The following is a 12,295-nucleotide window of genomic DNA, read 5'->3' as shown; positions in this document are numbered from 1 at the left end:
GGTCGGAGGGAGGGGGAAATCACACGTGGGACACCACATTCGCTACGCACCGCTCCCGTACCCCGCGTCTCATGGGTCACCGCACCCGCTTCCGCGTCGAGCCGCCGGACCACGGAGCAGTCGCGAGGGGAGCCGCGGGGCGCGGCCGGGCCCCTGTGCCGGCAGCCGCACGGCGCAGCGGTACGGCCCGCCGCCCACCGGCTGCCCGCGAGGGCACACGGGGGAAAGGGTCGCCTTCTGTGTGCTGTTCGGGAGGTCGGTCGGCCATGAAGGCCTTGCCCTTTCTCTGTACTCTCATACGCTCTTGTGCTCTTGTGCGCCCGACGGCGGCGCTCGTCCGCTCCACCGTGCTGGAGCTCGTCATCCTGACCGCGCACGTCCTCATGTATCCGACGGGCATGGCGCAGGAGCGGCGCCCGGTCCGCCTTCCGGTGCCCCGCGGGGAGGCACTGGCGGCGGAGCCCCTGCCGCCGCAGGAGTCCGTGGGGCCGGCGGCGGGCCGGCCGCCGGTGCTGCTGCTGCACGGGTTCATCGACAACCGTTCGGTGTTCGTACTGTTGCGCCGTTCCCTGCGCCGGCACGGCTGGCCGCTGGTGTGGTCGCTCAACTACTCGCCCCTGACGTGCGACCTGCGCACGGCGGCCGGGCTGCTGGGCCGGCACGTGGAGGAGGTCTGCGCGCGCACCGGGCACGAGCGGGTCGACATGGTGGGGCACAGCCTGGGCGGGCTGATCGCGCGCTATTACGTCCAGCGGCTGGGTGGCCACGCGCGGGTGCGCACGCTGGTCACCCTCGGCACGCCGCACGGCGGCACCCGGGTGGCGCCGCTCGCGTCCGCGCATCCACTGGTGCGGCAGATGCGTCCGGATTCCGAGGTGATCCGTGAGCTGGCGGAGCCGGCGCCGCATTGTGCAACACAATTCATCGGTTTCTGGAGCGACCTGGATCAGATCATGGTTCCGGTCGAGACCGCCCGAATCGACCATCCCGATCTCCGGGTGCGCAACGTGCGGGTGAGCGGAGTGGGACATCTGGCACTTCCGGTGCATGCGGCCGTGGCCGCGGGCATCAGGCAGGCGCTGACCACCGAAGAGGCGCAGGCGGGGGCGGCGGGGGCCGTCTCGGTCGCCTGACCGTTCTCGAACGAATATCGAACACCATCTCTTCCGGAGTGGGTCAGTCCGCCAAAAGGCGGCTAAATACCCGGGTACTCCACGCCCGTAAGAGGGGGAAGATTGTCGCCGCCGCATACCGCCGGGTACAGTCGCCGCTAATTCTCCTGACTGCCAAGGCGAAATGGATGTGGTGGTGAACGACCGTCACCCGTCGGCGGGCCCGGATCGGCCCGTTCCCGCTCCCGACGCCCCTTTTGGGCAGGGGCACTACCCCTCCTCGTACGAGCAGCAGAGTTACGCCGGTTACGACGGCACCGGCACCGGTCAGTGGGACACGACCGGCTCCTGGGACGCCCAGGGCCACACCCAGACGTGGAACACCAGCGGCTACGAGACCTACGGCGGGCACCCCTCCGGGCAATGGGACACCTCCGGCCATTGGAGTGATCCCGCGCAGTCGGGCCAGTACGACTCCGGCGCCTGGCACACGGGTTCCCATGACACCGGCTCCTACGACACCGGCTCCTACGGCAGCGGTTCGTACGACAGCGGTCAGCAGCACTCCGGCCAGTGGGACCAGTCTGGTCAGTCTGGTCAGTCGGGCCAGTGGGACACCGCCGGCCACGGCCACGCCGCCACGTGGGACACCCACGGCGGCCAGAACACGTACTGGGACGCCTCCGGGCAGTGGGGCGACCTCGCCGCCCAGCAGACCCAGACCTGGGACACCAGCGCGTACGCCGACGCCGCACCCGCGGCCGCCCAGCCGACGCCGACCCTCATGGTCGACCTCTCGGCCGCCACCGCGGACCCCGCACCGGCGGCCGCGACCATGGCCGACGCCGAGACCCGCGCCATGCTCGTCATCGAGGAGCCCGAGGCCGAGGCGCCCGCAGAGGCGCTGCCCGACGACGCGCCGGCCGTCCCCCTCCCCCGCCAGGCCCGCTCCGGCCGCCGCAAGGGCGGCGCCGCCGGCCGCGCCGGGCACCGCCCGGGCCAGCGCCCGCACCGCCGCGCCCTGCTCACCGTCGCCGTGCCCTCGGTCGCCGTCATGGGCGTCGCGGGCATCGCCGCCGCGTCCGTCGTGACGGGCGGCGCCGCCAAGGACGACAAGCAGACCACCGCCGCCGCGGCCCCCGACGCCTCCGTCAAGACCGCGGCCGCCAACAGCAAGCTCGACACTCAGCTCGCCGGGCTCAGCCAGGGCGCCGACGACTTCGCCTCCCGCGCCAGCCGCACCCAGGAGCGGCTGGACCTCAAGCTCCGGCAGGAGGAGGAGCGCAAGCGCAAGGCCGAGGAGGCCGCCCGCAAGGAGCGGGAGCGGCCGAAGTTCTCGCTGCCGGTCACGCAGCACGGGCTGAGCGCCTACTACGGCCAGGCGGGCGTCAACTGGATGTCGGTGCACACCGGCATCGACTTCCCCGTCGCCTACGGCACGCCCGTCATGGCGGCGACCGACGGCACGGTCACCACGCAGTACAACGTGGCCTACGGCAACATGGCCAAGGTGACCTCGGCCGACGGCACCGAGACCTGGTACTGCCACCTGAGCAGCTACAAGATCCGCTCGGGCCCGGTGAAGGCCGGCGACGTCATCGCCTACTCCGGCAACTCCGGCAACTCCACCGGACCGCACCTGCACTTCGAGGTACGCCCCGGCGGCTCGGCCATAGACCCCCTGCCGTGGCTGCGCAGCCACGACCTGGACCCGACCTGACAGGGGCGCCCCGTGGGGGCGCCCCTCAGCCGAACGTCAGAGCTTCTCCACCGGCGCATAGCGAAGCAAAAGCCGCTTCGGCTTCTCGTCGCCGAAGTCGATCGTCGCCTCCGCGTTGTCGCCGCTGCCCTTGACGCCCACGACCGTGCCGAGGCCGAAGGAGTCGTGCGTGACGCGGTCGCCGATGGTCAGCGCGACCACCTGCCGGTCCTTCGCCCGCCGTGTCGCGAAGCCGCTCGGCTGGGCCCGCGACGTGGTGCTGCGCGAGGAGAAGCCGGAGGTGATCCCGGAGCCGGCGCCCAGGGAGGACGCCGACGGCGTGGCGGCCCCGGTGCGGCGCCACGTCACGTACTGGTCGGGGATCTCCTCCAGGAACCGCGACGGCGGGTTGTACGAGGGCTGGCCCCAGGCGCTGCGCATGCTGGAGCGGGTCAGGTAGAGCCGCTCGCGGGCGCGGGTGATGCCCACGTAGGCCAGGCGCCGCTCCTCCTCCAGCTCCTTGGTCTGGCCGAGGGCGCGCTGGTGGGGGAAGACGCCGTCCTCCATGCCCGTGAGGAAGACGACGGGGAACTCGAGGCCCTTCGCCGTGTGGAGGGTCATCAGCGTGATGACGCCGCTGCCCTCCTCGTCCTCGTCGGGGATCTGGTCGGAGTCGGCGACGAGGGCGACCTTCTCCAGGAAGTCGGCCAGCGTGCCCGGCTCGTCCTCCGTGCGCTCCTGCTCGAACTCCAGGGCCACCGCGGCGAGCTCCTGGAGGTTCTCGATGCGGGTCTCGTCCTGGGGGTCGGTGGAGGACTGCAGCTCGGCGAGGTAGCCCGTCCGCTCCAGGACGGCCTCCAGCACGGTGGCCGGTCCGGCGCCGGACTCCACGACGGTGCGCAGCTCCTCCATCAGCGCGTTGAAGCGCTTGACGGCGTTGGTGGAGCGGGGCGCCATGCCGTACGCCTCGTCGACGCGGCGCAGGGCCTGGGCGAAGCTGACCTTCTCGCGCAGCGCGAGTGCGTCGATCATGGCCTCGGCGCGCTCGCCGATGCCGCGCTTGGGCACGTTGAGGATGCGCCGCAGCGGGACGGTGTCCTCGGGGTTGGCCAGGACGCGCAGGTACGCGAGGACGTCGCGGACCTCCTTGCGCTCGTAGAAGCGCACGCCGCCGACGACCTTGTAGGGCAGCCCGACCCGGATGAAGATCTCCTCGAACACACGGGACTGGGCGTTGGTGCGGTAGAAGACCGCCACGTCGCCGGCCTTGGCGTCGCCGGCGTCGGTGAGGCGGTCGATCTCGTCGGCGACGAACTGGGCCTCGTCGTGCTCGGTGTCGGCGACGTAGCCGGTGATGGCGGCGCCGGCGCCGGCCTGCGTCCACAGGTTCTTGGGGCGGCGGTTCTCGTTGCGCTCGATCACCGCGTTGGCGGCGTTGAGGATGGTCTGCGTGGAGCGGTAGTTCTGCTCCAGCAGGATCGTGGTGGCGTCCGGGTAGTCCTCCTCGAACTGGAGGATGTTGCGGATGGTCGCGCCGCGGAAGGCGTAGATGGACTGGTCGGCGTCGCCCACCACGCACAGCTCGGCGGGGCCCTCCTCGCCCGACGTCTCCGGCGTGCCCACGAGCTCGCGCACGAGCGTGTACTGCGCGTGGTTGGTGTCCTGGTACTCGTCGACCAGGACGTGCCGGAAGCGGCGGCGGTAGTGCTCGGCCACGTCCGGGAAGGCCTGCAGCAGGTGGACCGTGGTCATGATGATGTCGTCGAAGTCCAGCGCGTTGGCCTCGCGCAGCCGCGACTGGTACATCGCGTACGCCTCGGCCAGCGTCTTCTCGAAGCCGTCGGCGGCCTGCGCGGCGAAGGCCTCCTCGTCGATGAGCTCGTTCTTGAGGTTGGAGATCTTCGCGCTGAAGGACTTCGGCGGGAACTTCTTCGGGTCGAGGTCCAGGTCGCGGCAGACGAGCGCCATCAGCCGCTTGGAGTCGGCCGCGTCGTAGATCGAGAAGGACGACGTGAAGCCGAGCTTCTTGCTCTCGCGGCGCAGGATGCGCACGCACGCGCTGTGGAAGGTCATCACCCACATCGCGTGGGCGCGCGGGCCGACCAGCTGCTCGACGCGCTCCTTCATCTCGCCCGCGGCCTTGTTGGTGAAGGTGATCGCGAGGATCTGGCCGGGGTGGACGCCGCGCGCGCCCAGCAGGTGCGCGATGCGGTGGGTGAGCACGCGCGTCTTGCCGGAGCCCGCGCCCGCGACGATGAGCAGCGGCGAGCCGGTGTGCACGACGGCGGCGCGCTGCTGGTCGTTCATCCCGTCCAGCAGCGCCTCGGGGTCCACGACGGGCCGGTGGGCGCCGTCGCGGTAGTACGCCTCGCGGGGGACGGGCACGTCGAACGCCCCGCCGAACAGGTCGTCCGGCAGGGGCTCGGGCTCCGTGTCCTCCGGGGGCGGCGGGGCCTCCTCGCCGGAGGGGTCCGAGGGGGCGAAGTCCGCCAGGAAGCTGTCGTCAAAGAGGCTGCTCATCGCCTCCCGAGTCTAGGCGGCCCCACCGACACCCGGCCGGACGATCCGGCCGACAGTGGCCCGCACCACACACGCGCCGGTCGTCAGACCCACAGCACGGCGATGAAGATGTTGGCCGCGGTCAGCGCGCCGACCGTGCCGAGCGCCGCGGACTCGACCTTCTCCTCGTCCCGCTTGACGTAGACCAGGCCGAGGATCACCACGAGCAGGGCCAGCTTCACGCCGATCTTGATGGTGTTGATCGTGTCGCCCTGCGTCTGGTGCAGGCCGACCAGCGCGACGCCGGTGACCAGCATGGTCAGCGCGCCGTGCAGCATCGCCGGCGTCATGCGCGCCGTGCCCTGGCCCATGGCCTTCATCTGGGTCAGGAAGCCGCCGAGGAGGGCCGCGATGCCGACGATGTGCAGGCCGACGACGGCGTGAATGAGTACGTCCATGCCAGCGACCCTAATGGGGCCATACCACCCGCCCGTCGGCAGGTGGCCGGGGATCGGGACTTCGATCAGTCCGTGGCCGGATCCTTACGACTCGGCCGGGACCGTACGCCATTGCCGGTCGGCAAACAGCAGATTCAGGGCAATAGCGGTCATGCCCGTTTCCGGCCGGGTCCGAGGTTTAGCGTCCTCCTCCAGACGCGGCGGCCCGCCCCTCCCCCCTCGTGCGGGCCGCCGCCGGCCCGGCTGGACGAAAACCCCGCTGGACGAAGAAGCCCGCTGGACGAAGAAGGAAGTGACGGCCGACGTGGCGACGCACCGAAAGCCCAAGCAGCGCCCGCTCGCCGGCGGCACGGCCCGCACCGCGGCCACGCTCGCCCTCGCGGGAGCCGCCACGGCCACGGTCCTGGAGGGCACCGGGCACGCCGCCCCCACGCCCACCGTCGCCGAGGTCCGGGCCCAGGTGAGCCGGTACTACCAGCAGGCCGAGGTGGCCACCGAGCAGTACAACGGGGTCAAGGAGCGCGCCGAGCGGGCGCGCAGTGCGCTCGGCCGGCTCCAGGACGAGGCCGCCCGCCGCACCGAGCGCCTGAACGCCGCCCGCAACGCGCTGGGCTCCTTCGCCACCGCCCAGTACCGCCAGGGCGGCGTCCCCGCCGGCGTGCGGCTGCTGCTCTCCAGCAGCCCGGACCGGTTCCTGCAGGACGCCTCCCTGGCCGAGCGCGCCGGCCAGGAACAGGCCGGCGCCCTGGCCCGGGTGCGCCAGGACCTGCGCGACGTCCAGCAGGTGCGCACCACCGCCGAGGACCGGCTGAAGGAGATCCGGCAGGAGGAGGCCGCACTCGCCGCGCACAAGCGCACCATCGAGGAGCGGCTGGACTCGGCCCGGCAGCTGCTGGACCGGCTCTCGGCGGCCGAGCGCACGGCCGTCGGGGCCGCCGACACGGCCACCTCCGCCGCCCCCGCCGCGGCGGACACCGCGGCGGGGGCGGCGGCCGGCGCGCAGGAGGCGGTGTCGCAGGCCGTCCAGGGCCGCGCCGCGCGTGCCGTGGCCTTCGCGTACGCCGCGCTGGGCAAGCCGTACGTGTGGGGCGCCACGGGGCCCGACGCCTTCGACTGCTCGGGGCTGACCCAGGCGGCCTGGCAGGCGGCCGGGGTGTCGCTGCCGCGCACCACGTACACCCAGATCAACGCGGGCCGGCGCATCGCCCGCTCCCAGCTCGCCCCCGGCGACCTGGTCTTCTTCTACTCGGGCATCAGCCACGTCGGGCTGTACGTCGGCGACGGGAAGATGATCCACGCCCCGCACCCGGGGGCGCCGGTGCGCGTCGCGCCGATCGACGAGATGCCCTTCGCGGGCGCGTCCCGGCCGGCGTGAGCAGCGGCCCGGGGTCTTGGTGGCTCCGGGACCTCAGTGGCTCCGGGACCTCAGTGCGCGACCTGCTTGGTCAGCCACTTGAAGACGTCCGGCACCTGGCGCTTCCACACGGCCGTCCCGTGGCCGCCCGCGCCCGCCGGTATCAAGGTCACCTGGACCGTCGTCGGCGGCTTGGCCGCCTGCTTGAGCGCCAGGCCGCCCTGGTAGCCGTCGGCCTCGGCGCCGGAGAGGAACAGCGCCACCCGCGGCGGGGTCGCGGCCCGCTGCAGCATCTTCAGCGGGTTGTTCTCCTCGCGCAGCTCGGGGGTGCGCGCGGTGAGGGAGGCGGGCTCGCCGGCGGGGTCGTTGTAGCCGGACAGGCCCACGCCGGCGCGGTAGCGGTCGGGGTGGGCGACGGCCAGCCGGGTGGCGCAGTGGGCCCCCGCGGAGTAGCCGGCGACGGCCCAGCCGTCGGGCTTGTCCTCGACGCGGAAGGTGTCGGTGACCATCTTGCGGACGTCGACGCTGAGCCAGGTGTCGGCGTTGACCTTGCCGGGGATGTTGGCGCAGCCGGTGTCGGTGTCGCCGAGCAGGGCGGTGCGGGGCGCGACGATGACGAAGGGGGCGACCTCGCCCCGTTCCATCATGGGCTTGAGCTGGGTGTTGACGTTCAGCGTGCCGAACCACGCCTTGGCCGAGCCGGGGAAGCCGGGCAGCACCTCGACCACGGGGAACTTCTTGTCCTTGTACGCCGGGTCGTCGTACTGCGGCGGCAGCCAGACGTACACCTCGCCCTCGACGCCGGATATCCGGCCCTTCAGCTGGGTCTCCTGGACGCCCGGGCCCATGCGCTTGTCGGAGGCGGGACGGAACGACTGGACGACCTTCGGCTCGTGGTCGACCTTCTTGCCGCCGGTGCCGTCCGGGCCGAGGTCGGCGGCCGCGTTGACGTGGTCGCCGGTGCCCAGCAGGTCGCCCCAGGTGTCGAAGAGGCCGTTGGCGTTGTTGACGATCACGAACACCAGGGCTATGCCGGTGACCTGCGCGAAGAGCAGCATGACCAGCCGCGCCGCCTGCCGCAGCAGCCGGGGACCGCCGATCTTCGTCCACAGCGTGAGCGGCAGCACGAGGGCCAGCAGCACCAGCGCGACCACGGTCAGCAAGAAGGGTGTTCCCGTCAGACTCACGTCCGCTTAGAGGCACAGCCGGACGGGAAGGTTCCAGCGGCCCTGCTCACACGACCGTGCACGCACGGCCGTGCTCGGAGCGTGGTCGGACAGGCCCTGCAGCAGGGTGTGGTCAGACCAGCCGGCGCGCCGTCGCCCAGCGGGTCAGCTCGTGCCGGTTGGACAGCTGCAGCTTGCGCAGCACCGCCGAGACGTGCGACTCCACGGTCTTGACGGAGATGAACAGCTGCTTGGCGATCTCCTTGTAGGCGTAGCCGCGCGCGATCAGGCGCAGCACCTCGCGCTCGCGCTGCGTGAGCCGGTCGAGGTCCTCGTCGACCGGCGGGGCGTCCGTCGAGGCGAAGGCGTCGAGGACGAAGCCGGCCAGGCGGGGCGAGAAGACGGCGTCGCCGTCCTTGACCCGGAAGATCGCGTCGATCAGGTCCGTGCCGGTGATCGTCTTGGTGACGTAGCCGCGCGCCCCGCCGCGGATCACGCCGATGACGTCGTCGGCGGCGTCGGAGACCGACAGCGCGAGGAAGCGCACGGGCGCCTCCTGGGCGGCCATCAGGGGCGCGCTGCGGCGCAGCACCTCCACGCCGCCGCCCCCGGGCAGGTGCACGTCCAGCAGGACCACGTCGGGCCGGGTCGCGGTGATCACCGTGACCGCCTGGTCGACGTCGGCGGCCTCGCCGACGACCTCCACGCCCGTCGCGGCCGTGTCGCCGATCTCGGCCTGCACGCCCGTGCGGAACATCCGGTGGTCGTCGACCAGCACCACCCGCACGTGCCGCCGCGCGGCGCCCTCGGTCTCCTCGGTCGTCATGTCGCCTTCTCCGCCCTCTCCATCTCCAGCTCCACTTCCGTCCCCCCACCGGGTGCGGATCGCAGTCGCGCGGTGCCGCCGTGGCGCTGCATCCGGCCGATGATCGACTCGCGGACGCCCATCCTGTCCTCCGGCACCGCGTCCGGGTCGAAGCCCGGCCCGCGGTCGCGCACCGAGATGAAGACCGTACGGCCCTCCACCTCCGCGTACACCTGCACGGCACCGCCCTGGCCACCGTACTTGGCCGCGTTGACCATGGCCTCGCGGGCGGCCTGCAGCTGGGCGCCCAGACGCTCGTCCAGGGCGCAGTCGCCGACCACGACGACCTCGATCTGCACGCCGTGGAGGTCCTCGACCTCGCCCGCCGTGCCGCGCACGGCCTCGGCCAGCGTCTTGGGCTCGGCGTCCTCGTCCTTGCCGCGGCCCTCCGGGTCGTACAGCCAGTTGCGCAGCTCCCGCTCCTGGGACCGGGCGAGGCGGGCCACTTCGCGCGGATCCTCCGCGTTGCGCTGGATCAGGGTGAGGGTGTGCAGGACGGAGTCGTGGACGTGCGCGGCCACCTCGGCACGCTCCTGGGCCCGGATGCGCATCGTGCGCTCCGCGGAGAGGTCCTGGGCCATCCGCACGACCGACGGACCGGCCAGCAGCGCGATGCCGACCAGCACCGCCAGCGACGCCTGGAGCACGGTGCCCAGGTGCCCGGCCGAGCCCTGCAGCACCGCTATGCCCGTCACGCCGACGCCCACGAGCAGCACACCGGCCGCGGCGCGGGCCAGCGGCAGCACGCGGCTGCTGCGGCCGACCTCCATCCAGTGCGCACGGCGGGCGTTGTCGGCCTGACGCCACACCAGGGCGACGCCCGCGCCGATCAGCAGCACGGGCCACAGGTAGGCGTCGGCGCTGCCCAGGCGCAGCCGGTCCAGGAAGACGACGGCGCTGACCACCAGGGCCAGCAGGGCGAAGACCTGCCCCCGGTCGGGCTTGCGGGCGAACAACCGGCGCCGGCCGTCGGCCCCCGCCTCGTCGAAGACCTGACGGGGAGCCGCCTCCACGCCGCCGACGCCCAGCGGCACGACGAACCAGAACACCGCGTACAGCAGCGCGCCCATGCCCTTCGCCATGAGCAGCGCGACGAACGCCACCCGCACCCACGACACCGGCAGGGCCAGGTGACCGGCCAGGCCGCGCGCCACGCCGCCGAGCATGCGTCCGTCGGCACTGCGGTAGAGCTTGCGCAAGGGAGGGCTGCCGGGCGGCGGAGCGGTGGTCATGTACAGATCGTCACACGGCAGGCTGCGGGCGGGCATCAGGGTCGCCCCTGAGGGACCCCCGATCCGGCGTGTCGGTGCTCGTGGGGAAGCCGTCAGTGCTCGTCGGGCAGCCGCAGGCCGTCCCTGACGACGTCGAAGACCTTCTTGTGTTTGTCCCAGTCGGCGCTGGGCGCCGACAGGTACAGCGCGTACTCGTTCCCGCCGGGGCGCCCGAAGCCGAGGTCGACGGCCCGGAACTCCCGGGCCCGGCCCTTGAAGGTGAACTCCCACAGCGCGGCCGGCCGGTCCCGGAAGACCGTGCTCTGCATGCGCTTGCGGTCGTAGCCGGGCAGCTTGCCCTTGCGGACGGACTCCGCCTCGTCGTCCTTCCAGTGCTGCAGCGGATCGTTGGTGGCGAGGTCCAGCACGGCGACCTCCAGGCGCAGCAGGCCGCTGGGGTCGACGTAGACCACGCCGTTGGAGTCGGGGACGTCCCTGCGCTGCCAGCCGTCGGGGACGGGGAAGGCGACGCCGGTCTTCTGGTCGTCGACCAGGTGGTAGCCCTTCGGCACGGGCGGGGCGGAGGAGGCGGACGGGGACGTGCTCGGCTGCGGGCTCTTCGTGGCGGGGGCCGGGGAGGCCGGGGTGTCCTCGCCCCGGTCGTCGCCGTCCTGCGGCAGCAGGACGTACGCGCCGGCGGCCAGCATCGCCGCCACGACGGCCACTGCGCCGCCCCACCACAGGGCCCGGCGCCGGGGCGGTGCGGCGGGCACCGGGGCGACGGCGGTACGGGTCGGGCCCGTTGCACCGGCCGGGCCGGCCGGGTCGGCGGCCGCCGGCGGTACGGTCACCGTCTCGGGCTCGGGTGCGGGCGCGGGCGCGGGCGCCGGCGGGGGTGCGGTCGCCGTGGGGGCGGGCACGGGGTCCGGCTCGGGTGCGGGCTCCGGCCGGCGTGCCGGGGCCGACTCGACGGGCGTGTCGAAGCCCTGCGGGTGCGCCGTCGTGGCCGCCTCGGCCGCGGGCTCGCGCAGGATCTGCTCGACGAGCTCGGCCGGGGGCCGCAGGGCCGGGTCCTTGGCCAGGAGCCGCTCGACGAGCCGGGTCAGCTCGCCGGCGCGGCGCAGTGGCGGCAGCGGGTCGACGGCGATGGAGTACGCCGTCTCCACCGCAGTGTCCTTGCGGAATGGCGGCCGTCCTTCGAGGGCCTGGTAGAGCGTGGCCCCCAGGGCCCACAGGTCGGCGGCAGGGCCCGGCTTGGCGCCCTTGACGCGCTCGGGGGCGATGTAGTCGATGGAACCGACCATTTCGCCCGTCTTCGTCAGCGTCGAGGTGCCGGTCGACTGGGCGATGCCGAAGTCGGTCAGCACCACGCGGCCGTCGTGGCCGAGCAGGACGTTGCCGGGCTTGACGTCGCGGTGCAGCACACCGGCCGCGTGGGCCGCGCGCAGGGCGGCGATCATGCCGCGGCCGATGCGGGCGGCCTCCGGGGGCGTGACGGGGCGCTGCTTGAGCACGTCGGCGAGCGTGGTGGAGGGCACGTACTCCATCACGATGCAGGGCAGGCCGCCGTCGTCGACCACGTCGTGGACGACCACGACGTTGGGGTGGTTGATGCGGGCGGCGCTGCGGGCCTCGCGGCGGGTGCGCTCGTGCAGGGTGACGAGCTCGTCCTCCTGCAGGCCCAGGGGGACGTGGAGGCGCTTGACCGCCACCTGACGGCCCAGCAGCTCGTCCTCGGCCCGCCAGACCGTGCCCATGCCGCCCCGGCCTATCTTCTCGGCGAGCCGGTACCGTCCGGCGACCAGCCGACCGACCTCAGGCACTGCACCTTGCACCGCGCGCCTCCGGTTGCCCGTCGTGTGTTCGAGCGCCACCCTAACCGGACGGGCCTCAGGGGCGATCTCAGGGAAGGTCCAGGGTCGCCGCCGCTG

General features: G+C 72.9%; 9 protein-coding genes. 3 read left to right on the top strand and 6 right to left on the bottom strand.

Going from position 1 to position 12,295, the window contains the following annotated elements:
• Nucleotides 1-266 precede the first annotated feature (266 nt).
• Together ABD361_RS01340 and ABD361_RS01335 are read left to right on the top strand one after the other, a co-directional pair.
• Nucleotides 267-1,133 (top strand): esterase/lipase family protein, encoded by an 867-nt coding sequence (locus ABD361_RS01340; RefSeq protein ID WP_344432706.1) that lies wholly within the window; start codon nt 267-269, stop codon nt 1,131-1,133.
• Between the two features lie 175 nt (nt 1,134-1,308).
• Nucleotides 1,309-2,832 carry a M23 family metallopeptidase gene (locus ABD361_RS01335; protein WP_344432705.1) on the top strand — a complete coding sequence of 508 codons (1,524 nt, stop codon included), beginning with the start codon at nt 1,309-1,311 and terminating at the stop codon, nt 2,830-2,832.
• 36 nt (nt 2,833-2,868) lie between these two features.
• Here ABD361_RS01335 and pcrA read toward each other — a convergent pair whose 3' ends face one another.
• Both pcrA and ABD361_RS01325 read right to left on the bottom strand, forming a co-directional pair.
• The gene (pcrA, locus tag ABD361_RS01330; protein ID WP_344432704.1) at nt 2,869-5,331 is read right to left on the bottom strand and encodes a DNA helicase PcrA; all 2,463 of its coding nucleotides are present in this window, start codon (nt 5,329-5,331) and stop codon (nt 2,869-2,871) included.
• 83 nt (nt 5,332-5,414) lie between these two features.
• The gene (locus ABD361_RS01325) at nt 5,415-5,768 is read right to left on the bottom strand and encodes a hypothetical protein (RefSeq protein ID WP_344432703.1); all 354 of its coding nucleotides are present in this window, start codon (nt 5,766-5,768) and stop codon (nt 5,415-5,417) included.
• Between the two features lie 304 nt (nt 5,769-6,072).
• Between ABD361_RS01325 and ABD361_RS01320 the strand changes: the two genes are divergently transcribed.
• Nucleotides 6,073-7,143 (top strand): C40 family peptidase, encoded by a 1,071-nt coding sequence (locus tag ABD361_RS01320; RefSeq protein ID WP_344432702.1) that lies wholly within the window; start codon nt 6,073-6,075, stop codon nt 7,141-7,143.
• Between the two features lie 50 nt (nt 7,144-7,193).
• Here ABD361_RS01320 and ABD361_RS01315 read toward each other — a convergent pair whose 3' ends face one another.
• From ABD361_RS01315 to ABD361_RS01300, 4 genes are all read right to left on the bottom strand, one after another.
• Nucleotides 7,194-8,309: an alpha/beta hydrolase gene (locus tag ABD361_RS01315; protein ID WP_344432701.1), complete on the bottom strand. Its 1,116-nt coding sequence runs from the start codon at nt 8,307-8,309 to the stop codon at nt 7,194-7,196.
• Nucleotides 8,310-8,421: 112 nt separating this feature from the next.
• Complete coding sequence (locus ABD361_RS01310; protein WP_344432700.1) at nt 8,422-9,114, bottom strand: LuxR C-terminal-related transcriptional regulator; 693 nt, start codon at nt 9,112-9,114, stop codon at nt 8,422-8,424.
• Nucleotides 9,111-10,385, bottom strand: coding sequence for a PspC domain-containing protein (locus ABD361_RS01305; RefSeq protein WP_344432699.1), 1,275 nt, complete (start codon nt 10,383-10,385; stop codon nt 9,111-9,113). The genes ABD361_RS01310 and ABD361_RS01305 overlap by 4 nt, the downstream gene beginning before the upstream one ends.
• Before the next feature lie 92 nt (nt 10,386-10,477).
• A complete protein-coding gene (locus tag ABD361_RS01300) occupies nt 10,478-12,187 on the bottom strand; it encodes a serine/threonine-protein kinase (RefSeq protein ID WP_344432698.1) in 1,710 nt (569 codons plus the stop codon).
• Nucleotides 12,188-12,295 lie beyond the last annotated feature (108 nt).

This window comes from Streptomyces luteosporeus (assembly GCF_039532865.1).
GTDB lineage: Bacteria > Actinomycetota > Actinomycetes > Streptomycetales > Streptomycetaceae > Streptomyces > Streptomyces luteosporeus.
This window is presented reverse-complemented; position numbering and strand designations above follow the sequence as displayed.

Coding starts and splice junctions, on each gene's coding strand:
- ABD361_RS01305 (WP_344432699.1), bottom strand. CDS start 10,385: ATGACCACCGCTCCGCCGCCCGGCAGCCCTCCCTTGCGCAAGCTCTAC.
- ABD361_RS01310 (WP_344432700.1), bottom strand. CDS start 9,114: ATGACGACCGAGGAGACCGAGGGCGCCGCGCGGCGGCACGTGCGGGTG.
- ABD361_RS01325 (WP_344432703.1), bottom strand. CDS start 5,768: ATGGACGTACTCATTCACGCCGTCGTCGGCCTGCACATCGTCGGCATC.
- ABD361_RS01340 (WP_344432706.1), top strand. CDS start 267: ATGAAGGCCTTGCCCTTTCTCTGTACTCTCATACGCTCTTGTGCTCTT.
- pcrA (WP_344432704.1), bottom strand. CDS start 5,331: ATGAGCAGCCTCTTTGACGACAGCTTCCTGGCGGACTTCGCCCCCTCG.